25 protein-coding genes are annotated in these 22,877 nt (G+C 59.3%); 12 read left to right on the forward strand and 13 right to left on the reverse strand.

What is annotated here, in order from left to right; all coding sequences use genetic code 11:
- Positions 1-8: 8 nt before the first annotated feature.
- Entirely contained in the window at positions 9-821 is an 813-nt protein-coding gene (locus F550_RS0111955) for an exodeoxyribonuclease III (protein ID WP_018148797.1), read from the forward strand.
- A gap of 13 nt (positions 822-834) precedes the next feature.
- On the opposite strand, the gene F550_RS0111960 is transcribed toward F550_RS0111955, so the two are convergent.
- A complete protein-coding gene (locus F550_RS0111960; protein WP_018148798.1) occupies positions 835-1,524 on the reverse strand; it encodes a response regulator transcription factor in 690 nt (229 codons plus the stop codon).
- Between the two features lie 100 nt (positions 1,525-1,624).
- Here F550_RS0111960 and F550_RS0111965 point away from each other — a divergent pair, with 100 nt between their 5' ends.
- Positions 1,625-2,140, forward strand: coding sequence for a L,D-transpeptidase family protein (locus F550_RS0111965; RefSeq protein WP_026180742.1), 516 nt, complete (start codon positions 1,625-1,627; stop codon positions 2,138-2,140).
- Here F550_RS0111965 and F550_RS0111970 read toward each other — a convergent pair.
- Positions 2,137-2,805 (reverse strand): YggS family pyridoxal phosphate-dependent enzyme, encoded by a 669-nt coding sequence (locus F550_RS0111970; RefSeq protein ID WP_018148800.1) that lies wholly within the window; start codon positions 2,803-2,805, stop codon positions 2,137-2,139. The genes F550_RS0111965 and F550_RS0111970 overlap by 4 nt on opposite strands.
- 6 nt (positions 2,806-2,811) lie before the next feature.
- Between F550_RS0111970 and F550_RS17725 the strand changes: the two genes are divergently transcribed.
- Positions 2,812-3,426 carry a thiamine phosphate synthase gene (locus F550_RS17725; RefSeq protein ID WP_018148801.1) on the forward strand — a complete coding sequence of 205 codons (615 nt, stop codon included), beginning with the start codon at positions 2,812-2,814 and terminating at the stop codon, positions 3,424-3,426.
- A 3-nt stretch (positions 3,427-3,429) separates the two neighbouring features.
- Here F550_RS17725 and F550_RS0111980 read toward each other — a convergent pair whose 3' ends face one another.
- Both F550_RS0111980 and F550_RS0111985 read right to left on the reverse strand, forming a co-directional pair.
- Positions 3,430-3,870, reverse strand: a complete 441-nt coding sequence (locus F550_RS0111980) for an NtrZ family periplasmic regulatory protein (RefSeq protein WP_018148802.1) — start codon at positions 3,868-3,870, stop codon at positions 3,430-3,432.
- Positions 3,871-3,922: 52 nt separating this feature from the next.
- On the reverse strand, positions 3,923-5,080 hold the full coding sequence (locus tag F550_RS0111985; protein ID WP_040500533.1) for a porin: 1,158 nt from the start codon (positions 5,078-5,080) through the stop codon (positions 3,923-3,925).
- Positions 5,081-5,196: 116 nt separating this feature from the next.
- On the opposite strand from F550_RS0111985, the gene F550_RS0111990 reads away from it, so the two are divergent.
- From F550_RS0111990 to holA, 4 genes are read left to right on the forward strand one after another with little or no spacing between them, the layout of a single operon-like run.
- Positions 5,197-5,628 (forward strand): DUF3576 domain-containing protein, encoded by a 432-nt coding sequence (locus tag F550_RS0111990; RefSeq protein ID WP_040501060.1) that lies wholly within the window; start codon positions 5,197-5,199, stop codon positions 5,626-5,628.
- Between the two features lie 39 nt (positions 5,629-5,667).
- A complete protein-coding gene (leuS, locus tag F550_RS0111995; RefSeq protein WP_018148805.1) occupies positions 5,668-8,229 on the forward strand; it encodes a leucine--tRNA ligase in 2,562 nt (853 codons plus the stop codon).
- Complete coding sequence (locus tag F550_RS0112000) at positions 8,226-8,708, forward strand: hypothetical protein (RefSeq protein WP_018148806.1); 483 nt, start codon at positions 8,226-8,228, stop codon at positions 8,706-8,708. Before leuS ends, F550_RS0112000 begins: the two co-directional genes overlap by 4 nt.
- Complete coding sequence (gene holA, locus F550_RS0112005) at positions 8,705-9,742, forward strand: DNA polymerase III subunit delta (RefSeq protein WP_018148807.1); 1,038 nt, start codon at positions 8,705-8,707, stop codon at positions 9,740-9,742. The genes F550_RS0112000 and holA overlap by 4 nt, the downstream gene beginning before the upstream one ends.
- Before the next feature lies 1 nt (position 9,743).
- Here holA and F550_RS0112010 read toward each other — a convergent pair whose 3' ends face one another.
- From F550_RS0112010 to hemE, 8 genes are all read right to left on the reverse strand, one after another.
- Positions 9,744-10,649 carry a ParB/RepB/Spo0J family partition protein gene (locus F550_RS0112010; protein WP_018148808.1) on the reverse strand — a complete coding sequence of 302 codons (906 nt, stop codon included), beginning with the start codon at positions 10,647-10,649 and terminating at the stop codon, positions 9,744-9,746.
- Complete coding sequence (locus tag F550_RS0112015) at positions 10,649-11,473, reverse strand: ParA family protein (RefSeq protein WP_018148809.1); 825 nt, start codon at positions 11,471-11,473, stop codon at positions 10,649-10,651. Before F550_RS0112015 ends, F550_RS0112010 begins: the two co-directional genes overlap by 1 nt.
- Complete coding sequence (gene rsmG / locus F550_RS0112020; RefSeq protein ID WP_018148810.1) at positions 11,466-12,083, reverse strand: 16S rRNA (guanine(527)-N(7))-methyltransferase RsmG; 618 nt, start codon at positions 12,081-12,083, stop codon at positions 11,466-11,468. The genes F550_RS0112015 and rsmG overlap by 8 nt, the downstream gene beginning before the upstream one ends.
- Positions 12,083-13,957 carry a tRNA uridine-5-carboxymethylaminomethyl(34) synthesis enzyme MnmG gene (gene mnmG / locus F550_RS0112025; RefSeq protein ID WP_018148811.1) on the reverse strand — a complete coding sequence of 625 codons (1,875 nt, stop codon included), beginning with the start codon at positions 13,955-13,957 and terminating at the stop codon, positions 12,083-12,085. The genes rsmG and mnmG overlap by 1 nt, the downstream gene beginning before the upstream one ends.
- 82 nt (positions 13,958-14,039) lie before the next feature.
- A complete protein-coding gene (gene mnmE, locus F550_RS0112030; protein WP_018148812.1) occupies positions 14,040-15,365 on the reverse strand; it encodes a tRNA uridine-5-carboxymethylaminomethyl(34) synthesis GTPase MnmE in 1,326 nt (441 codons plus the stop codon).
- Positions 15,366-15,367: 2 nt separating this feature from the next.
- Complete coding sequence (gene rho / locus F550_RS17730; RefSeq protein ID WP_051076871.1) at positions 15,368-16,687, reverse strand: transcription termination factor Rho; 1,320 nt, start codon at positions 16,685-16,687, stop codon at positions 15,368-15,370.
- A 146-nt stretch (positions 16,688-16,833) separates the two neighbouring features.
- Positions 16,834-17,259 (reverse strand): CopD family protein, encoded by a 426-nt coding sequence (locus F550_RS0112040; RefSeq protein ID WP_018148814.1) that lies wholly within the window; start codon positions 17,257-17,259, stop codon positions 16,834-16,836.
- 20 nt (positions 17,260-17,279) lie between these two features.
- Positions 17,280-18,326 carry a uroporphyrinogen decarboxylase gene (gene hemE / locus F550_RS0112045; RefSeq protein WP_018148815.1) on the reverse strand — a complete coding sequence of 349 codons (1,047 nt, stop codon included), beginning with the start codon at positions 18,324-18,326 and terminating at the stop codon, positions 17,280-17,282.
- A 357-nt stretch (positions 18,327-18,683) separates the two neighbouring features.
- Here hemE and F550_RS0112050 point away from each other — a divergent pair, with 357 nt between their 5' ends.
- The 5 genes from F550_RS0112050 to dnaQ are packed head-to-tail and all read left to right on the forward strand — an operon-like array spanning position 18,684 to position 22,234.
- Positions 18,684-19,517 (forward strand): pyruvate, water dikinase regulatory protein, encoded by an 834-nt coding sequence (locus tag F550_RS0112050; RefSeq protein ID WP_018148816.1) that lies wholly within the window; start codon positions 18,684-18,686, stop codon positions 19,515-19,517.
- Positions 19,514-20,113 (forward strand): Maf family protein, encoded by a 600-nt coding sequence (locus tag F550_RS0112055; protein ID WP_018148817.1) that lies wholly within the window; start codon positions 19,514-19,516, stop codon positions 20,111-20,113. The genes F550_RS0112050 and F550_RS0112055 overlap by 4 nt, the downstream gene beginning before the upstream one ends.
- Positions 20,110-20,931 (forward strand): shikimate dehydrogenase, encoded by an 822-nt coding sequence (aroE, locus tag F550_RS0112060; protein ID WP_018148818.1) that lies wholly within the window; start codon positions 20,110-20,112, stop codon positions 20,929-20,931. Before F550_RS0112055 ends, aroE begins: the two co-directional genes overlap by 4 nt.
- Complete coding sequence (coaE, locus tag F550_RS0112065) at positions 20,928-21,533, forward strand: dephospho-CoA kinase (RefSeq protein ID WP_018148819.1); 606 nt, start codon at positions 20,928-20,930, stop codon at positions 21,531-21,533. Before aroE ends, coaE begins: the two co-directional genes overlap by 4 nt.
- Positions 21,530-22,234: a DNA polymerase III subunit epsilon gene (gene dnaQ, locus F550_RS0112070; protein ID WP_018148820.1), complete on the forward strand. Its 705-nt coding sequence runs from the start codon at positions 21,530-21,532 to the stop codon at positions 22,232-22,234. The genes coaE and dnaQ overlap by 4 nt, the downstream gene beginning before the upstream one ends.
- Before the next feature lie 16 nt (positions 22,235-22,250).
- Here the strand turns inward: dnaQ and secB are convergent, their stop codons facing one another.
- On the reverse strand, positions 22,251-22,796 hold the full coding sequence (secB, locus tag F550_RS0112075; protein WP_018148821.1) for a protein-export chaperone SecB: 546 nt from the start codon (positions 22,794-22,796) through the stop codon (positions 22,251-22,253).
- Between the last annotated feature and the right edge of the window lie 81 nt (positions 22,797-22,877).

Below are 22,877 nucleotides of genomic sequence, written 5' to 3' on the forward strand. Positions count from 1 at the left end.
CCACCGGCATGCCCTCCCAATCGCTCAAGATCACCACCTGGAATATCAACTCGATCCGCCTCAGGGCGCCAAACGTCCAGGCCTTCCTCAAGGAAGAAGCCTCGGACGTTCTTTGCCTGCAGGAGATCAAGTGTCAGACGGACCAGTTTCCGGCAAAAGCCTTTCGCGAGATTGGCTATGATCATTGTCAGGTGTTTGGCCAGTCGGGCGGGCATCACGGCGTCGCGATCGTTTCGCGCCACCCGATCGAACCGGTCGATGCTCATCCGCTCTGCCGAGAAGGCCATGCGCGCGTCCAGACGGGCAGGGTAAAAGGGGCCCTGATCCACAATATCTACCTGCCCGCTGGCGGGGATGAGCCGGACCCGGTCAAGAATGACAAGTTCGCTCACAAGCTCGACTTTCTCGCCTGTATGGCGCGGGACTTTGCCTCGTCAGCGATATCACCAGATCCACATATTCTCGTCGGTGATCTCAATGTCGCCCCGCACGAAAATGATGTCTGGTCCCACAAACAGCTTTTGAAGATTGTCTCTCACACGCCAGTTGAAACTGAAGCGCTTGAGAAAGTCCGCCAGAGCGGCGGCTTCACCGATATTGCCCGGGCCCGCCACTCCGACGACCAGAAGCTTTATTCATGGTGGTCCTATCGCGCGAAAGACTGGGCCGCCTCAAATCGTGGTCGCCGCCTCGATCATATCTGGGCAAATGACGCAGCCATGACGGCCGCAGATCTTGAAAGCTACAGGATCCATCTTGGCTGGCGCGGCGGCTGGAAGCCATCCGATCACGCGCCCGTCAGCACAACGTTCAATTTCTAGACCCAGTCTTAAGTCAGCCTGCCTGTAAGCGGTAGCCGCCTGTCTCTGTCATCAGAATGCGCGCATTGGCAGGGTCAGGCTCGATCTTCTGGCGCAGTCGATAGACGTGCGTTTCCAGCGTGTGGGTCGTGACCGCCGCGTTGTAACCCCAGACTTCTGAAAGCAATTCCTCTCGCGGCACGGCTTTGCCGCCCGCGCGGTAGAGGTATTTCAGGATATTTGTCTCTTTTTCCGTCAGCCGGACTTTCTGGTCATTTTCGGTCACAAGCAGCTTCATCGCGGGCTGGAACTCATAAGGCCCGAGGGTGAAAGTCGCATCCTCGCTTTGCTCGAAACTGCGCAGGTGCGCACGCACCCGCGCCAGCAGTACCGAAAACCTGAAGGGCTTTGTCACATAGTCGTTTGCGCCAGATTCCAGACCGAGGATCGTATCGGCGTCGCTATCTTGTCCCGTCAGCATGATCACCGGGGCCCGGAGGCCGCGCTGGCGCATAAGCTTACAGGCTTCGCGCCCATCCATGTCCGGCATGTCCACATCGAGCAAAACAAGATCGAGGCGTGTCGTCTCAACAAGTTGCAGAGCCTCAGACGCATTCGCCGCTTCCAGCGCTTCAAATCCGTCATGCAGGCTGAACTGTTCGGCAAGTGCGCCGCGAAGCTCATTATCGTCATCGACGAGCAGAATGGTCTTGGTGCTGATCATGGGTTCCGATGCCGGGTTGCTGGCTGTTGGCGGGACGCGATACACATAACACCGACTCGCCGTCGAATAACTAGATGATCACAATTTTGGGAGCGGCCACATGCCAACACGGTTCCGGGTGACGCCCGACAGGAAGATTACCGGTCAGGGTCTGACATTTCCCTGTGCCATCGGGCGGGGCGGGATGGTCGAAGCGTCCAAAAAGAATGAAGGCGATGGCGCCTCTCCGATCGGGCTCTGGAAAATCAAGCGCGTCTTCTGGCGCGCCGACAAGCTGGACCGCCCAAAGACAGCGCTGCCGGCGACCCCGCTCCACCCGGATGACGGCTGGTGTGATGCCCCGGATGATCCGCTTTACAATTGCGCCGTCAAACGCCCGTATCCAGCCAGCAACGAAGAGATGTGGCGCGAGGATGATGTCTATGACGTCGTGGTTCAGCTCGATCACAACACTGACCCCGTCGTGCCGGGCAAAGGCAGCGCCATCTTCATGCATGTTGCAAAGCCCGATTATGCGCCGACGGAAGGGTGTATCGCGCTCAGTCTCGATGACTTGAAGCAACTGCTTCAGCTCTGCGAAAAAGACTCTGCGATCGAAATTTTAAGAGCGAGCTAGGCCGTTTCGCGTTCGCCGAAGAAGGCGCTGCCCACCCGTACATGCGTCGCGCCGAGGCTGGCCCCCAACACATAGTCAGCGCTCATCCCCATCGAAACCCATGGCAGGCCAGCGCGATCGGCGAGCTTCTTCAGCAGGGCAAAATGCGGCCCCGCCGGTTCATCGACCGGCGGAATGGCCATCAGGCCTTTCAGCTCGCCCGGATAGGTGTCGCGCGTATAGGCGATGAGCTCATCCAGTTCATCCGGCATCACACCAGACTTCTGGTCCTCTTCGCCGGTATTCACCTGGATCATGAGATCTGGATAGCGGCCAAGCTTTTCGGCCGCCTCTGACAGCGTGCGGACGATCTTCTTGCGGTCCACCGTCTGGATGACATCGAACAGGGCGACGGCATCCTCAGACTTGTTGCTCTGCAGCGGCCCGATCAGGTGGAGGCACAGGCCCTCAATGTCGCGCCTTGCCTGCCAGTGGTCCTGCGCCTCCTGAACACGGTTCTCGCCGAACACGCGCTGGCCTGCGTCAAGCGCCGCCTGAAGCCGCTCATCTGGCTGTTTCTTGGAAACAGCGATCAGCTCCACCATCTGGTCGCTCGCGTCTGACAGCTCTTGCAAAATCTGAGCGCGGCTGTCGGCTATGTCGTGGTCATTTGCAGTGCTAGGCATGATCGGATGAAACACGCCCCGGCCATCGCCCGCAAGTTCCGAAATGCCGCGAGGCAGGCAAGCGCTCTGACAGGCCCATACCTGCCGGGCGGGCTCTTTCTGACCGATCCGAGCCGTGTTGAAGATCCGCACGCCATCATTGGCGCGCTTCCCGAAAGCATCGGCGTCATCATCCGCCACTTCGGCCAGGCCAATGCCATCGAGAGTGCCCGCCTTATCGTCAGTGACTGCAAGCAAGCTGGCCGCCTCGTTCTGATCGCCGCAGATCCAGCCTTGGCCAGAGCCACGGGTGCAAATGGGGTGCATTGGCCATTCAGGCTGCGGCATAGGATCAGAAGCTCGAATAGCGGCGAGGCCATGATCCAGACGCTCAGCGTCCATTCTACGGCTGAGCTTCGAATGGCGAGACATTGCCCCGTCGATGCCTGTCTCTATTCTACGGTTTTCCGCTCAGACAGCCCGAGCGCCGGATCGCCCATGGGGCTTATGCGCTTTGCCATCGCTGCGAGACAGTCGCCAAGGCCGATCTATGCATTGGGCGGCATTACGCACGTCAACGCGGAAAGCATCGCCCGGTTTGGCGGCTTTGCGAGTGTTTCAGCTTTTGAGGATCTGGCCTGAGGCCTAGAACTTGAACGCGGAGCGCAGACGGATGCCGGTCTCGAAGTTCTCAGTCTGCAACTGCTGCAGCGACTCATCGAACTCGGATGCACCGAGCGTCAGCATACCGCCAACGGTGATGCGCGGCGTAATCTGGAATTCGGCTCCGGCCCGCATTTCTTCATGGGCAAGCGGGGAATCTTCCGGCCGGGACGTAAGATCGACCCTCAATTCCCACTTCTCGCCCTTTACCCAGGCAAGGCGAACTTCCTTGCTCGGCGCGCCTTGCCAGATCGGCGTGGAGTCCGAAGGAGAGCTCAACGTAAACTGACGATACCAGTCCGGCTCAGCCCGCTCTGTCTCGGAAACGGTCGGCGGCGACAGCTCCATAGGCTCAGACTGCGCGGTCGCCGGAAGGGCCGCGAAAACGCCGAGCGCTGCAAGAGCTGTTACTGAATACTTCATATGCCACCTTTGTACCCAGCCCACATAATCAGACCAGACGATAAAATGAACATTAATTCCTGCTCATTTCTAAAAATCCGCTGCGAAGTGTGATTTCTACCACAATTCCCATGCTCGACCGTTCCCCCGCCAACGTCTCGAGACTTTCATCCTGATAACTGACAGCGACGTCGAAGCCGTCTGAAAGTTCCCTCGACGCTGACACGCTGAAGCCTTTGGATGAGACCGCGGCGAGATCATCTTCAGCCTCTCCATAGTTGAGCGAGACGCCGGTTTCGCCGAAGTCCCGCGATATCCCCACTTCCCACGCCTCATAGTCTGCGCCGTCGAATCCATTGTCGCTGCTGAGCCACGACCCGCCGATCTCGACGCCGCCTCTTTCCACATTTCCCCCTATGGACCAGCTCTCCATCCGGTCACGCGCGATGGCGGCGGGGTGGTCGACGTCTGCGCTCGACCAGGCCAGGGAGGCCTCGATCTTCGTGCGCGATGATCTCAGCGTGCGCGACAGATTGGCAGCGACTTCCAAGACGTTGCTGAGGCCTGACTGCTCTGGAAACTGCGAGAGGCTCCGGTCGAGATGGCGTCCGTCTCCATCAGGCGTGAACGACGCACCTGCGCGAAGGCCGAGAATGCGCGGACTTGCATAGCTCAACTTGGGCGACGGGCCGGTCACATCATGATTGGTGCGATTTATCTTCAAGCCTGTCGGGTCGAGATAGGGGTTTGAGACACCGGAAAAGGTGAGGCTCGACGGCGCGCCCTCGAAAAAGCGGGCCGCGACGCCGCGGTCCAGCCCAACCCGAACCTCTCCATAACCGCCATCTGCCCGCAGATAGGCCGTCTCCAGCCGTCCACGGGCACCGGTTTTATCGCCGGGCGCAAGGCCGGAAAGACCGCTATACCCACCCGCAATTGGCACACCTGTAGAAAACTGACCCGCAAAGCCGGGACGAAGAGGGTGGTCGCGCTGACCGCGAAGCGTCAGGCGCGCCCCAAGCTCTGTTCCGTTCTGCAGGATTGTCTCTGCCTCAGTGTCGAGCGCGATCTCATACAGGATGGTTTCGCTGTCATTGCGATCGTCTTCCATGAAGCTGGCGACGGTCGCGGCCTCTATGCTGGACTTGATATCCAGCGGCTGCGCGGCGGCGCCCAGAGCGCCGAAAGGCAGGGCTACGGCGAGGGCGAAGAGAGGGGCGTTTCGGCTCATGATAGTCAGGTCCGGTCGATTGCTGGTCGTCGAGCACATATCAGCACTGGCCCGATGGGTCGCAGATGCTATACAGGTCGCCCAGTGAAGAAGATATTGCCGACAGGATTATCGTTATGAAGGCTTCCATGAAGATCGCCGCCGCCCTCGCCGGAGTGTTTGCCCTTTCGGGATGCCTGTTTGGTGGCAATAGCGGCGAGCGGAGCATCAGCGTCGCAGAACAGTTCGAAGGCGGTGTGAACCCTTATCTCTGGCGCGCCAGCCTCGACACGCTGAACACACTTCCGCTAACGACGGCCGATCCGGTTGGCGGCATCATCAATTATGACTGGAAGTCATTCCAGGAAGCCGAAGGCGAGCGCATTCGCGCGACGGTCTACATTCTTGATTCCCGACTACGGGCAGATGGCGTCAAGGTTTCGGTGTTCCGCCAGATCCAGCAGGACGGCGCGTGGACCGATGCGCCGGTCGACCCGGCAACCGGACCGCAGCTTGAGAATGCAATCCTTACGCGGGCCCGCGTTCTCAAATCGTCCGAACTCAGCTAGGCGTTCAGCCAGCAGACATCCAATTGCAGGAGGGACGCCGTGACGTCTCGCTATGATCCGCAAGCCGCGGAAGCCAGATGGCGTGAAGCCTGGGCAGACGCTGGAATCTTCAAGACGAAATCGCCCGAAGAGGCCAAGGGACAGGAAAAGTCCTACGTCCTTGAGATGTTTCCCTATCCGTCGGGCAAGCTCCACATGGGGCATGTCCGAAATTACGCCATGGGCGATGTGGTTGCGCGCCATCGCCGCGCGCTTGGCCACAATGTCCTTCATCCGATGGGCTGGGACGCGTTCGGCCTGCCGGCGGAAAACGCGGCGATCGAGCGAAACGTACATCCGGGCGAATGGACGTATCAGAATATCGCCGCCATGCGCGCCCAGCTTCAGAAGCTTGGCCTGACACTGGACTGGAGCCGCGAATTTGCGACCTGCGACACGGCCTATTATGGCGAGCAGCAACGGCTCTTCCTGAAACTGCTCGAGGGCAACCTCGCTTATCGCAAGGCCAGCAAAGTCAACTGGGACCCAGTCGACAACACCGTCCTTGCCAATGAGCAGGTCATCGATGGCAAGGGCTGGCGCACCGGCGCCCCTGTCGAACAGCGCGAGCTGACCCAGTGGTTCTTCAAGATCACCGCCTTCGCCGACCAGCTTCTGGAAGGGCTGGAAACGTTGGACAACTGGCCCGAGAAAGTTCGCCTGATGCAGGCAAACTGGATCGGCAAATCCAAGGGCGCGAGCGTCCGCTGGGTCCTCGACGGCGAACAACCAGCAGAGTTCGGAAAACATATCGAAGTCTACACCACACGGCCCGATACGCTTTACGGGGCGAGCTTCCTCGCGCTGGCGCCGGACCACCCGATCACACGCGCGCTCGCTGAGAACCGCCCGGATATCCGCGATTTCATTGCAGACGCCGCCAAGATCGGGACGTCGGAAGAAGCCATTGAGAAGGCACCAAAGCTCGGTGTTGATCTCGGACTTAGGGTTCAGCATCCATTTAATCCAGATTGGACCATTCCGGTCTGGACGGCCAACTTCGTCCTGTCAGGCTATGGCACGGGCGCCATCTTCGGCTCACCTGCGGGGGACCAGCGCGATCTCGACTTCGCACGAAAGTACGATTTGCCTGTTCAGCCGGTCGTGTTGCCGCCTGAGGCCTCGGAAGAGAGCCATGAGGTGACCGACACCGCCTATACCGGGCCGGGCACGATCTACAATTCAGACTTCCTGAACGGCCTTTCGACGGACGATGCCATTACGGCTGCCATCGAGAAGCTCGAGATTCTTGGACTTGGCGAGGGGACAGTAAATTACCGCCTTCGTGATTGGGGGGTTTCCCGCCAGCGCTATTGGGGCTGTCCGATTCCTGTCGTCCACTGTGAGACGTGCGGCACCGTTCCTGTGTCAGAAGCGGACCTCCCGGTTGAGCTTCCGAAGGATGTCAGCTTCGACAAGCCAGGCAATCCACTGGCTCATCACCCAACGTGGAAGAAGACGAACTGTCCGACGTGCGGCGGGACCGCGACCCGCGAAACCGACACGCTCGATACGTTCGTCGACTCGTCCTGGTATTTTGCCCGCTTTGCAGGGGTAAGCGACAAGGAAGAGCGCGCCTACTGGATGCCGGTCGATCAATATATCGGCGGCGTCGAGCATGCCGTGCTTCATCTTCTCTATGCGCGCTTCATTTCGCGCGCATTGCGCGATGTTGGTGAACTGGACCTGCCAGCCGGAGAGCCTTTCCTCGGTCTCTTCACACAAGGCATGGTGACGCACGAGACCTATAAGAGCAGTGACGGCAAATGGGTTGAGCCGGGCGATGTTGAACGCCGTGATGGCGGCCTTTTCGTCAAAGGCAGCGATCTCGCCGTTACCGCCGGCCCGATCGAGAAGATGTCGAAGTCACGCAAGAATGTTGTCGACCCCGATGCCATTATTGCGACCTTCGGCGCTGATGTTGCCCGGTGGTTTGTCCTCTCGGACAGTCCGCCTGAACGGGATGTGGAATGGTCGCAAGCTGGCGCCGAGGGTGCTGCAAGGTTCGTTCAGCGCGTCTGGTCGATTTTTGACGGTCTCGACGGCACGGATCAGGCGCCCAAAGACGCCGGTGCCACCCCCCTCCTGCGGTTCTCGCATCGCGCCGCCGCTGAGATCAACAAGGCGATATCCGAGTTCCGTCTGAATGCAGCGATTGCGCTCTGCCATGACTGGGTGAACACGCTGAAAAAAGCCGAAGGGTCTGGTGAGGAAACTGTCGCAAGCCGCCGCGAAAGCGCACGCTTTCTGGCCATTTGTCTAACGCCCTTCATGCCGCATCTGGCGGAAGAGTGCTGGAAGACACTCGGCGAGGAGGGATTTATCTCTGACGCGCCCTGGCCGACGTCCGATCCCGCCCTCATGATCGAGAACACGATCACGCTGCCGATCCAGGTGAACGGCAAGCGCCGCGGCGAAATTGAGGTCGCTCGCGACGCCAGCAAGGAAGACATCGAAGGCCAGGCCCTGAATAGTCCTGAGATTGCAGGCTTCATTGACGGGCTCGATATCAAGAAAATCATTGTGGTTCCGGGCCGCATCGTGAATATCGTGGCATCATGATCAGAACCATCTGCCTGCTCGCCGCCATATCGGCGCTCACCGCCTGCGGTTTCCGGCCGCTCTACGCTGGCGCTGCCTTTGACGGATCGGGCAGCTCACCAATTCAGGTCGAAGAGATTAATGAACGCTCTGGCTACCTCTTGCGCCGGGAGCTCATGAAGGAACTTGCGATTGGCTTGCCCGGCCTGGATGAGCCGGGCCGCCTCAAGGTAACGCTTGCAGAGCAGCTTGAACGTATCACGCTGCTCAATGATGGCAGCGTCTCGCGCTCCTTCCTTGAGGGTGAGGCGTCCTACGTTCTCACCACACAGAGCGGCCGCACATTCCAGGGGGAGTCGCGGGTCCAGATCCCGATTGCAGCGACCCAATCGCTTTATGGCGACGTTGCTGCACAGACTCAGTCATCCGAGCGTGGCATGGACGAGCTGGCCCGCAAGATTGTCGACGACCTCAGGATCAAGGTCGAAGCCGCCCAATGATCCTCAAGAGCGGGCAGGTCTCCAGCCGCTTGAAGTCATCCGACAACACCATCTGGTGCGCGCTCATTTTCGGCGATGACGATGGTGTGGTCAGTGATCTTGCAGATGAAATCGTCGCCGTCTGGAGCAAATCCTCCAGCAGCGCGCGCCAGATCACGCTTGATGATGATGATATCCGGCGCGAACCTCACCTTCTTTCCGACAAGGTTGAAACGGGCTCTCTACTGGGCGACATCGAAATCGTTCGGGTTCGCACATCAGGAGAAAAAATCTCCAAGCCGGTGCTCGATCTCGTCGCGCAAGCCGATCAGATGTCCTCGGGCTTCGCCAACAGGCTCATTGTCCTGAATGGCAGCCTCAACAAACGCTCAAAACTCCGGACCACGATCGAGCAGTCGAAGACAGCGGCCGCCATCCAGGTGTATGCCGACACGCAGGACTCGCTGAAATCGATGGTTCAACAAAAGCTCGCATCCCTCGATGTCGAGATTGAAGACGAAGCGCTGGAAGATTTCGTCAGCCTTCTTCCCGGCCATCGCGGGCTCGCCAACCAGGAAACCGAAAAACTCGCGCTTTATGGCCGGGGTCTCGGCCGGCCGCTCTCGATCGCAGATATCCGGCTTGTCTGCCGGACCGACGCCGATGATAGCGCACGGGACCTTGCTCAGGCGGCCCTCGACGGCGACGCCGTACGCTGCCAGGCCGAATATGACCGGGTCAATGAGACCGGCACCACAACGATCAGCTTCCTGCGCGTGCTGGAGATGGAGATTAAGCGCCTGATGCAGGCGCGTGGCCTGATGGGGACGGGAAGCGATATTGGCCGCAAACTCCGCCCACCCGTCTGGGGATCGGAGTGGCCGGCCTTCCGCGCACGGCTCGACCTCTGGACGGCGTCCTCACTGACCCGGCTGCTCGCGGCTGTCCACGACCTCGAGCTGCAGGCAAAAACGTCCGCAGCCGCGGGCGATCCCGCGCTCCGACTATTGCTCCTGAATGTGGTGAAGTCGGCAGCTTCGCGCGCTAAAAGATAAATCAGCGGCGCGCGGTCAGGCGCCGACAAAGATCGTCGAGTTGCTCTAAGTCGCTGTATTTAATACGTATTTCACCATTATCGCCCTTGTGGCGAATATCGACCGCTAGCCCAAGCGCCCGGCTCAGATCTGCCTCAAGCGCTTCTGTATCGACGTCTTTTTCAGCCTTACGGACGCGGGTCGCCACAGCCTCCAGGCCACCCTCATCCTTGGCTGACCGCGACAGCCGCTCAACGTCGCGGACACTCAGTCCCTTGCTGACAGCCATCTCAATAACCGCGTCTGGATCAGGTGCGCCGAGAGCCGCGCGGGCGTGGCCCGCCGAAATCCTGCCCTCCCGCAAATGAGAGCGCGCCGTCTCCGATAGATTGAGCAGACGGATCGTATTGGCGATGTGTGCACGGCTCTTGCCGACGCTTTCGGCGAGGCCTTCCTGCGTCCGCCCAAAGCGCCGCATCAGCGCGCCATAGGCTTCTGCCTCTTCGATCGGATTGAGATCGGTCCGCTGAACGTTCTCGATGATGCCGATTTCGAGCAGTTCGAGCTCATCCATCGCCCGGATTGTCGCCGGAATCTCAGTGAGACCGGCCTGTTTGGCGGCGCGGTAGCGGCGCTCACCCGCAACGATCTGGTACTTTCCATCTGTCTTCGGGTCTGGCCGAACGAGAATGGCCTGCAGAACCCCCTTGGCCCGGATGGATTCGGCGAGCTCACTGAGCTCAGCCTCTGAGAAATAGCGCCGTGGCTGTTGTGGATTCGGTCGGATGTCACTGATCGACAGCGTCGAGGCGTCAGTTCTGGTCTCGCTTTCGCGCTCTTCATAGGTGGAGGCCCCTTCGACCTCACCAATCAGGGCCGAAAGGCCGCGGCCGAGGCGGCTGGGCTTTTGTTTGGCGTCACCGCTCATCAGGCCGGCTCCAGCGTCGTACGGGCACGCTCTCTCTGCAGCACTTCGGACGCCAGCCTGATATAGGCCTCGCTTCCAGGGCAGCGGTAATCATAGAGGAGGGCAGGTTTCCCGAAACTTGGCGCCTCGGACAAACGTACGTTGCGAGGAATGACCGTCTTGTAGACCTTCTTGCCCAGCACTTCGCGCACTTCGTCGGCGACCTGATCGGAAAGGTTGTTCCGGCGATCATACATGGTGAGAACAATGCCCTGGATTTCGAGGTCAGGATTAAGGCCTGACCGCACGACTTCCACGGTTCGCAGAAGCTGGCTCAGCCCCTCAAGCGCCAGAAACTCGCATTGCAGCGGCACGAGCAGCGCATCTGCCGCCGTCATCGCATTGATCGTCAGGGATGAGAGCGATGGCGGGCAATCGATAAGGATGAAGTCGAAGCGCTTGTCTTCGTCATTTTCATATTTTTTCACGTGATTGTGGATCGCATCGCGCAATCGATAGGACCGGCGGGACTTGTCTGCCAGCTCTGTTTCGACGCCCGACAAATTTTCATCGCCCGGTACGATCTCCAAACGCGGTACCAGCGTCGGCATGATGGCCTCTTCGAGCGGCAGCTCATCGACGACGACATCATAGCTCGTCAGACGGCGATCGGCGCGGCTGATACCAAGCCCTGTGGAGGCGTTTCCCTGCGCGTCGAAATCGACTACCAGAACGCGCCGGCCAACAGCGGCGAGCGCGGTTCCGAGATTGATCGAGGTGGTCGTCTTGCCGACGCCGCCTTTCTGGTTTGCGATTGCCAGGATCCGGGTGCCAGTTTTAGACACGATGCGCCTCCTCGATCTTGAGTATGACCCCTGTATCACTTGTGCGACTTGGGATCGCTTCGTGCCTCAACGTCCAGCAATCCGATGCATCCGTCAATTCTTCCTGCCAGCGCTCACCTTTGAAAAAGAGCGCCGTCGCGCCCTTTGCCATCCACGGATAGGCATAGCTTACGAGGCGGGGCAGGGGCGCGAGCGCTCTTGCTGTAATGAAATCAACGTGTTCGGGCACCGCGTTTTCGATCCGGCCCTGGATAACTTTCGCTGGCAGTTTCAGCTCGGTTATAACGGTCTGAAGAAATGCACACTTTTTTCCGGTCGACTCGACCATAATGACCTCTCCGCCGCGGGTCGACGCTTCGCAGGCGAGCACCAGACCCGGCAAACCAGCGCCAGATCCGAGGTCAACAATACGGCAATCGGGCGTTGTCAGGCCGACAATCTGTGCGCTGTCGAGGATGTGACGGTCCCAGATCTGGTCCATCTCACGCGGACCGATCAGGTTCATCTTCTGACGCCTCTCATCGAGCAGTTCGACGAAGCCCTCAAGCTTCGGGAGTGTTTCACGTGAAACACCGGTCTCCAGCAAGCTCTTTTCCAGATGAGACTGCATCAGCTAACCGCACGCAGCCGATTGCTGCGCTTAACATGTGCCAGCAGAGCCACGAGCGCGCCAGGCGTAACGCCTTCGATCCTGGATGCCTGTCCGATCGTGGAGGGGCGGACCGATTCCAGCTTGGACTTCACTTCGTTAGAAAGGCCGCCAATCGCGCTGTAATTGATCTCTCTTGGGATCTCGAGCGCCTCGTCTCGTCTCAGAGCCTCTACATCGCCCTGTTGCCGCTCAATGTACCCAGCATAAAGCGCCTCGATGCTGAGTTGGGATTTCGTATCTGCATCGAGCGCCGAGACTTCAGGGAACGCTTCTTCAATGTGGCTCATGTCGATATCTGGGTATGCAAGATAATCCCAGGCGCGCCGCTTCTGACCGTCCTGATTGATCTTCCAACCATATTTAGCTGCCTCATTGGAGGTCAGGGTCAGTGATTTAAGGAGCTCTCGTCCAAGGCGAAGCTTCTCATGTTTCACGTGAAACATCTCTTTTCGAGACCCAGCGACAAGTCCGACTTCGATACCCTTCTCGGTCAGACGCTGATCTGCATTATCGGCCCGAAGCGCGAGGCGATATTCGGCGCGCGATGTAAACATGCGATAGGGCTCCGTCACGCCCCGCGTAACCAAGTCATCGATAAGAACGCCAATATATGCCTCGGCCCGATCAAAATTGACTGCTTCAAGGCCTTGTGACGCGCGCGCCGCATTCAGACCGGCAACCAGGCCCTGAGCGGAAGCTTCTTCATAACCGGTCGTGCCGTTAATCTGACCCGCAAGGTAAAGACCGCCGAGCACCTTCACCTCGAGGCTGCGGTTCAGCGCACGTGGATCAACATAATCATATTCGATCGCATAACCCGGCTGGATAATACGGGCATTCTCCAGACCTTCGATCGAGCGAATGAATTCTACCTGCACGTCTGATGGCAGGGATGTCGAAATGCCGTTGGGATACACGGTGTCATCGTCCAGGCCTTCTGGCTCAAGGAAGATCTGGTGGCGATCCTTGTCGACGAAGCGATGAACCTTGTCCTCGATGGAGGGACAATAGCGCGGGCCTTTCCCGGCAATTGCGCCGGAGTACACCGCCGACTTGTTCAGATTCTTCGCGATGATCTCATGCGTGCGGGCGTTCGTGAAAGTGATGCCGCAAGCGATCTGAGGAACATCGATCTTCTCATTCATGAAGGAGAAGGGCACCGGCACTTCATCCGCCGGCTGTTTCTCCAGACGATCCCAATCGATCGTTTTCCCATCCAGACGGGCAGGGGTGCCGGTCTTCAGGCGCCCCATAGGAAGATCTAGCGCATAGAGCCGGTCTGACAGACCAATCGCAGGTGCTTCGCCCGCGCGGCCGGCTTCAATCCGTTCCTCGCCGCGGTGGATAACACCTTTCAAGAAAGTACCCGTCGTAATAACCACGGCGCTTGCCGACCAGCTTTCACCGGAAAGCCCCACGACCCCGCGAACCTGCCCATCTTCCGTGAGGAGGTCTTCGACACCATCCTCAATGATGGTCAGGTTTGGATAGTCGGCCAGCTCGGCCTGCATGGCGGTGCGATAGAGCTTGCGGTCCATCTGCGCGCGCGGGCCCCAGACAGCCGGGCCCTTGGAGCGGTTGAGCAACCGGAACTGGATACCAGCCTTATCTGCCATCCGGCCCATAAGCCCATCGAGCGCGTCAATCTCACGAACAAGATGTCCTTTGCCAAGTCCCCCAATGGCTGGATTGCAAGACATCTCACCAATCGTCGCGCGCTTGTGGGTAATCAGCGCTGTCCTTGCGCCAACCCGCGCAGATGCAGCCGCGGCTTCACAGCCGGCATGACCGCCACCTACGACGATAACATCAAAATCATTTGCTGAGGGCATAATTCCTCGCGCCTTCGGCGTATCAATTTCCGTGAATGTCCGCGCTATACCGCATCTGCTGCGCAAAACACAGGGGCGCGAGTCATTTCCCGATACAAAAGGTGGAGAAGACCTCGCCCAGAATGTCCTCAACATCGATCCGGCCCAGTAGTCCCGACAGGCCCTGGGACGCCATGCGAACATCTTCAGACACGAGCTCTGCGCCAAATCCCGCGCGGAGATTGGCGTCTGCCTGTTTCACGTGAAACATGGCCTGGCTGAGCGCCTCTCTATGCCGCCGCCGTGTGATCAGCGGCGACCCATTCTTTCCAGCCAATTGCATGATCCGATCCCGCAGCGCATCTTCGAGAGCGGAAAGACCAGCACCCGTCGTAGCGGAGATTCTCAGAACGCCATCCCTTCCGGGACCAACAGTCTGTTGATCAAGCTTATTGAGAACGAGGATATCATTCTCGGCAGCGACGTCGAAAGCCTCTGACGTGTCGGCTGAGCGGACATGGATACGGATGTCGGCTGACTTCGCCCGCTCCAGTGCGCGCCTGACACCTTCGGCCTCTATGGCATCATCGGCTTCTCTCAGACCCGCCGTGTCCGCCACCCAGACGATCTGGCCGCCAATCTTCAGCCGGACTTCCACGACATCGCGGGTTGTGCCTGGAATATCGGAGACGATAGCGGCGTCCTTGCGCGCTAACCTATTGAGAATAGATGATTTTCCAGCGTTCGGTGGGCCGATGATGGCGATGCGAAACCCATCCCGGATCCGTTCGCCAACCTCGTCATCATTGAGGGCGGCTTCCAGCTCAGACGCAAGACGCGACAGGGTTCTTGAAACCGGCGAGGCCGCCTCATCAGGCGCATCTTCCTCATCGGGAAAATCAATGCTGGCCTCCAGTAGCGCCATCGATTCCAGAAGACCGGTCCGCCAGCCTTCATAGACCTCGGACAGACTCCCACCGAGTTGGTCGAGCGCGAGGGATTTCTGGGCGCGGGTCTCGGCATCAATGAGATCGGCAACGCCCTCTGCCTCAACGAGGTCGAGCCGGCCATTTTCGAAAGCGCGGCGCGTGAACTCTCCTGGCTCAGCGAGGCGTGTATTGCTGAAGCTGCAGATCGTGTCCAGTGCGTGCTCAATCACCGCGCCGCCACCATGCAGATAGAGCTCAGCAGTATCCTCGCCCGTATAGGAATTCGGTCCCGGCATGAAAACGCCGAGACCCTCATCGATTATGTCGCGTGAATTATCAAAGAAGCGGCCGAAAACCATGCGCCGCGGGGCAGGGAGCCCCGCCTCGAACATTGCGTCGCAGATATCACGAACGGCTGGACCGCTGACCCGGACAATCGCAATTGCCGACGGGCGCGGGCCCGAAGCCAGCGCGCAGATCGTGTCATGCGCGCTTGCCATGCCTAGTTCTTCATGGCCTCGAAGAACTCGTCATTCGTCTTCGTCTGACGCAGCTTATCGAGCAGGAAGTCCACAGCATCCGACGTGCCCATCGGATTGAGGATACGGCGCAGGATGTAGATCTTCTGAAGCTGTTCTTTCGGCGTGATGAGCTCTTCTTTCCGCGTACCGGACTTCATGATGTCGATAGCAGGGAAAACGCGCTTGTCCGCAATCTTGCGATCAAGCACGATTTCGGAGTTACCCGTGCCCTTGAATTCTTCGAAGATAACCTCGTCCATCCGCGAACCGGTATCGATCAGCGCGGTTGCGATAATAGTCAGCGATCCGCCATTCTCGATATTCCGGGCGGCGCCGAAGAAACGTTTCGGGCGCTGGAGCGCGTTGGCATCCACACCGCCGGTCAGCACCTTGCCGGAGCTTGGAACGGTCGTGTTGTAGGCGCGGCCAAGCCGGGTGATGGAATCGAGCAGGATAACGACATCGCGCCCATGTTCGGCCAGGCGCTTGGCTTTCTCGATCACCATTTCAGCAACGGCAACGTGGCGCGTCGCCGGCTCATCGAAAGTCGAGGAAATAACCTCGCCCTTCACTGAGCGCTTCATGTCGGTAACTTCTTCCGGCCGCTCATCGATAAGAAGAACGATCAGATAGCAATTGGGGTGGTTTTCCTCGATCGAGGCGGCAATATTCTGCAGCAGAACCGTCTTACCGGTACGCGGCGGCGCAACGATCAGGGCCCGCTGGCCTTTACCAATCGGCGAAACAATGTCGATGACGCGGCCAGAGCGATCCTTTTTCGTCGGATCCTGGCTCTCCATGTGCAGGCGCTCTTCAGGATAGAGCGGCACAAGGTTGTCAAAGTGGACTTTCTGGCGCGCGCGTTCCGGGTCCTCGAAATTGATCGAGTTTACGCTCATCAGCGCAAAGTAACGCTCACTATCGCCAGGTTCCTTGATCGGTCCTTCGATCGTGTCACCGGTTTTCAGGCCGGCCTGCCGGATAACTTTCGGGCTGACATAAATGTCGTCGGGTCCGGCGAGATAGTTCGACTCTGGCGACCGCAGGAAGCCAAACCCGTCGATCAGAACTTCAAGAACACCGCGGCCAATGATCGTGATATCGCGTTCAGCCAGTTCCCGCAGGATGGCGAACAGCATGTCCTGGGTACGGAGCGATGAGGCGTTTTCGACCTCGAGGCTCTCTGCATAGGCGAGCAGCTCGGTCGGGCTCTTGGCCTTCAGGTCACGCAGATAAACGTGGCTCGGCGTCTCGCTATCGTCAGCTGCAGGGGAGTCGGGGGGCGTTTGGAGATCAGACATGAATTCTTCTGGATAAGGGGGGTCCGCAAAGAACATGCAGAACCGGTCGATGGATATCGGAAAGTAAGGCGGGAGCTGGAACCAGCGGCCTCTGCTGCTGGCTTATGTGATCAAAGCGCCAGCAACGTCAAGACTTTTCCGGCAGATCAGAACGGCTTCACGATCACCAGGATCACGATGACGATCATCAGTACGAAAGGCAGCTCATTCAGAAGCTTCAGCCGTTTGGCAGAAACAGCCTCGCCGCGATCGATCTTTTTGCCGAGCGCAACGAAATAGCCGTGCAGCCCGGACAGCACCAGGACGAGCAGAAGCTTCGCATGCAGCCAGCCTGAACTCATAAGGCCCGGATTGAGCACGAGAAGCGTGATCCCCAACACCCAGACCAGAATAATGCCCGGCGTCAGGATAATCTTGCGAAGCTTTCCCGACGCCAACTTCATCGTCTCGAAAAGCGGCTCTCCGGGCGCCGAATTGAGCTGATGGAGCTTGTAGCGCGGCAGGATAAGCAGACCCGCCATCCAGGCGATGACGAAGACAAGATGAAACGCTTTGACCCAGAGATAGAGCATATTTTATCCGTGTACTGAAATTATCTGGCTTTCCACTCACGCACCGTCTTCACCGCCAGTTCAACGTGCGGGATCGGCGTGGTCGGCAGGACGCCGTGGCCAAGGTTAAAGATATGCGGGCGTCCGCGATAGGCGTCGAGCAGCTCATTGATCCGGCGGACCATCGCGTCCCCGCCCGTCATCAGAAGGAGCGGATCAAGATGGCCCTGAACCGGCATGGTCGGTGGCAGTTCCCGGTTCACAAAGCTAGGAAGGGCCGCCGTATCCAGCCCGACGGCATTAACCCCAGTCTGCTCTGCAAACTCTGGCAGCTGGACACCAGCGCCGCGTGGAAATCCGATCAGGGGCACGGCCACGCCAAGCTCCCGCAGGCGTTTCACAAGCTTGCGGTTCGGGCCGATGATGATCTTCTCGAAAATATCATTGGGCAGGCCTTCTGCCCATGAGTCGAACATCATGAGGGCGTCAGCGCCTGCCGCAGCTTGCGCGGCCATATAGTGCGCGGTCGCCTCGACCAGATCATCCAGAAGCAGATCCAGTTCAGCCGGATGCTGATGCGCCCAGAGACGCGCTGTGGACTTGTCGGTCTTGCCACGTCCTTCAATGGCATAGAGCGCCACGGTCCAGGGCGCCCCGGCAAACCCGATCAGCGTTGTTTCCTTTGGCAGGCGCGCCTTCACCCGTGAGACCGTCTCATACACCGGCGAAAGCCGCTCAACGACGGTCTGGACCGGGACTTCATTCAGCCGTCCGCCGGTTTCGACAGGCTCGACGATCGGACCGATCCCTTTCTCGAACCGCACACCTCTTCCGAGGGCATCGAGAATGAGAAGGATGTCGGCAAAGAGGATGGCGCCATCCATGCCGTATCGCTCGACCGGCTGCAGGGTTGCTTCGACAGCCAGCGAAGGCGTGTAGCAGAAATCGAGGAAGTTCTTCGCGCGTCCTCTGAGCTCCATATACTCTGGCAGATGCCGTCCTGCCTGTCTCATCATCCAGATGGGAACAGGGTCCTGGCGCTCGCCATTAAGCACATTCAGAAGTGGTTTAAGCGGGACATCGGCCATCGGGTCCTCTTCCTCCTACAAGCATTTATTGCGCTCTTATCATTACTAAGCGCGGGATAGGGTGGACAATCAGTCCCATGCCCGTTTGTCACCAGTTTTTCCACAGCCTATCCATAGGTCGGCCTGCTTGTTAACCTTTCGTCAACTATTTGGAATCACCGTTAATTTCCTGTTAACTATTTAATCTATCCGCCGCTCTGGAACAGGGGGTGAATCCGCTCTGTGTGAAGTCGGCGAATGTGGATAACAGGTGTAAGGAAGCGGGCTGGAATCTAATTCCACAGCCTCTCCACAGGGGTTGTCGATTCTTTGAAGACGCGGCAGGGTCGCGCCGATAACCCAATAGCCGGAGTCCGGATGCGCCCCAGTATATATTTCAATGTCCATCTCGTCTCTGATTCCACGGGCGAGACATTGAATGCCGTGATGCGAGCCGCCGCTGCGCAGTTCGAAAACGTCACCCCACTTGAGCACAATTATTACCTCGTGCGGTCAGATCGCCAGCTCGACCGCGTGATGCGTGATATCGAGGCAGCGCCGGGCGTTGTCTGGTTCACCATATCGGATGAAGCCCTTCGCCTGAAGCTCGAAACCTTCTGCCGCTCGCGCCATATCCCGACGCTTGCCGTGCTTGATCCGTCCATCCACATGCTCAGCCGGCACCTTGGTGTAACCCCAAGCGACCGTGTCGCTGGACAACATGCCCTGAATGCCGAGTATTTTGAGCGCATCGAAGCGATCACCTTTGCGCTGGCGCATGATGACGGACAGAACCTCCAGGGTCTCCTGAACGCCGATGTCATCCTGCTTGGCGTCAGCCGCACATCGAAAACCCCGACCTGTGTGTATCTCGCCAACCGGGGCGTGAAGGCGGGCAATATTCCGCTCGTACCGGGCATGCCGATGCCGTCTGTGCTTAACGAGATCGATCCAGAGACCGGCCCGATGGTGATCGGCCTCAAGATCGGTGTGGAGCGCCTGGTCCAGATCCGCAGCCACAGGCTGATGGCGCTCAATGAGAACTCGGTGACCGACTATACCGATGAAGAGGCGGTGCGCGCCGAGGTGACCGAAGCCAGCCGTCTTTTCCAGCGCCGCAAATGGCCGATCATCGACGTCTCGCGCCGCAGTGTGGAAGAAACGGCCGCCGCGATCCTCAACAAGCTCAATCAGAGGCACGACCAGCAATGACCGGCAGCCCAGTCATTCTTGCCTCCGGCAGCGAGAGCCGCCGGCGCCTGCTCGCCAATGCGGGCGTAAAGGCAGAAGCCATCCGTCCGAATGTCGATGAGGATGCCGCAAAGGCGACTTACCGCGCAGACAATATGCGCGTTGCCGATCAGGCGATGAAACTCGCCGAACTGAAAGCGATCAAGGTATCTCAACGCCACACTGGCCTCGTCATTGGCGGCGACCAGATGCTGAACCTCGACGGGGAGCCGATCGACAAGCCAAAGGATATGGCTGAGGCCGCAAGCCATCTCAAACGTTTCTCTGGCAAGACGCACAGGCTGGAAACCGCCATCGTCATCGCTGAGAACGGACAACCTGTCTGGCGCCATCTCTCTGCCCCCAAGCTGACGGTCCGCCCGCTCAGCGAGGACTTTATCGCCTCCTATCTGGATACAAGCGGCGAGGGCCTTCTGAAGACGGTCGGCGCCTACATGCTCGAGGATCTCGGCGCCCAGCTCTTCACGCGGATCGAAGGCGACTATTTCACCATTCTCGGCCTCCCGCTCCTGCCGCTGCTCGATTATCTGCGCACACGAGGCGTCCTGCAGTCATGAAACGCCTCGCTGTCATAGGTGACCCGATCGGTCACTCGCTCTCGCCGCTCATCCATATGACGTGGATCGACACGCTTGGGCTCGATGCCTCCTACGAGTCTATCCGCGTGCCGGCGGGCGAAACGGAAGCCGCGCTCGATGATTTTACCCACGAGGGCTTTACCGGCCTCAATGTGACGCTGCCGCATAAACAGGCCGTGCTGGCCAAGGCGACCCGCACGTCGGACGCGGTAAAGGCCATCGGCGCCGCCAATACGTTGACCCGACTTTCAGATGGCGGGTGGCAGGCAGACAACACCGATGCGCCGGGCCTCACCGCCGCCCTCGCCAGGCTCGGTCTTACAGATTGGGCGGGCAAGACGATTCTCATGCTCGGGGCAGGGGGCGCCGCGCGCGCCGGCCTCTTCGCGCTCGATCAAGCGGGCGCAGAGATCATTCTTCTCAACCGGACCGTGGAAAAGGCGCAGCACATCCTCGGTGAATGTTGCGCAAGACAACACCGGTCAGGCCCTCTGGATGATCTGGCAGAGGTTTGCGGACAGGCTGATCTCGTCATCAACACAACGAGCGCAGGCCATGGCGGCAGTCATATTCGCCTGCCATCCGGCGATGGCCGGCTGTTTTACGATATGAGCTACGGCGCTCCCGCCAGGCCTCAGCTTCAACATGCAGGGGCGCAGGGCTGGAAAACGGAAGACGGCCTTGCCATGCTGGTCTGCCAGGCGGCCGAAAGCTTCTCCATCTGGTTCGACGGCAAGCGACCGGACATCGAAATCGCCCTGGCCGTCTGCCGGGCAGCGCTGGAGCAGGATGCATGATTATTCTGGGGCTGACCGGATCTATCGGCATGGGAAAAAGCGCAACCGCGGCCATGTTCGCTGACGCTGGCGTGCCGGTCTACGATGCCGATGCGGCCGTGCATTCCATCTATGCCAAGGGCGGCCACGCCGTGGAGCCGCTTGGCGCGCGTTTCCCCGATGTCATTGTCGATGGCGCTGTCAGCAGGCAGCGCCTCCGCGATATCGTTATGGAAGATCCGGACGCGATGAAGGATCTGGAATCCATCGTCCACCCGCTGGTCGGCAAGACACAGATGGAATTTCGCACGGCTGCGCTGAAGTCCGGCGCGCCGCTCGCTGTCCTCGACATCCCGCTCCTCTATGAGACGGGCGGTGATGCGCGCTGCGATTATGTCGCTGTGGTCAGCGCACCGCCTGAGATCCAGCGCGAACGGGTCATGGCGCGCCAGGAAATGTCAGAGAGCGACTTTGAAAAGATCGTCGCCAAACAGGTGCCCGACGCCCAGAAACGTGCCCGCGCCGACTTCATCATTTCTACAGCCTTCGGTTTCGATTTCGCCCGAACACATGTAAACGCGATCATTCATCTCCTCAGCGAAATGGATACCGAAAACCGATGAGTGAGCAGCTTCGTGAAATCGCCTTCGACACCGAAACCACCGGGCTCAACTGGTCAGGCGATGACCGGATTATCGAGCTTGGCGCCGTTGAACTGATCAATCACGTCGCGACGGGCCGCACCTTCCATGAGCGCATCAATCCGCGCCGCGCCGTCTCAGCAAAAACAGTTGAAATAACAGGCATCACGGATGCGATGCTTGTGGATAAGCCCTTCTTCGAAGATCCCCGGATCGTTGATGCGCTTCTTGAATTTATCGGGGACTCGCCGGTCGTCGCGCATAATGCCGCTTTCGACCGCGGCTTCCTGAACGCAGAACTCATCCGTTGCGGCCGGCCGGAAATCCCGCTTGCCCAATGGGTCGATACGCTGGACATCGCGAAAAAGCGCCATCCGGGCGCGCCCGCATCGCTCGATGCGCTCTGCAAGCGCTACAGTATCGGGCTGGAAGCGCGCACCCTCCACGGGGCCTTGCTCGACAGCCAGCTCCTCGCCGAAGTTTATCTGGAGCTGAAGGGCGGGCGGGCCCGCGCCTTCGACTTCTCCAACAGCCAGGACATGGATGGCGAAGCGAGCTTCAGACGGGCGCGCGTGCGGCCAGAGCCGCTGGACCGGTCACTCACAGGGGCCGAAGAAGCGGCCCATGCGGCATTTGTCGCCACACTCGGCGATAATCCGATCTGGGCCCGCTATCTAAGCTAGGTGGGTCGCCCCGAGATCAGCTCTCGGGGTCTTTCTTCTCAGGCTCACCAGCAGGCGCTGGGGCCGCACCCGTCTCGACGCTGGTTTGCGACACGCCATTGGTTTCCTGCTGCGCGCGGGCGCGCTGCTGGCGGTAGAGAGCCGTGAAGTCGACAGGGTCGATCCGCAGCGGAGGAAAGCCGCCTTCCTGGGTTAGGTCTGCCACCAGACGACGCGCAAAAGGGAAGAGCAGACGCGGGCACTCGATCAGCAGCATCGCTTCGGTGTCCGTCGGCGAAGCCCCGTTCACCTGGAACAGGCCGGCATATTCAAGCTCGACCAGAAACAGGGCTGTTTCTTTCGTTCCCGCGCGGGCGTTCAGCTTGAGAATAACCTCAAACACGCCTTCGTCGCGATTCTGGGCATTTGCCTGCACATCAATGCCAAGGTCGACATTTGGCTGCTCGTTGACGCGCGCACCCGGGTTTTCGAACGAAAGGTCCTTGATGTACTGGTTCAGGACGCGAAGGCTCGGACCGGCTGGCTGTTGCGGTTGTGCAGCGGTATCTGTCGTATCTGACATTACAGGGAAATCCTCTGAAAACTGGGTTTCGCGCCTATCATGGGGCCTCTGCTTGCGCAACAACGGGTGGCACAGGGAAAA

Source organism: Henriciella marina DSM 19595, assembly GCF_000376805.1.
In the GTDB taxonomy this organism is placed as follows: domain Bacteria; phylum Pseudomonadota; class Alphaproteobacteria; order Caulobacterales; family Hyphomonadaceae; genus Henriciella; species Henriciella marina.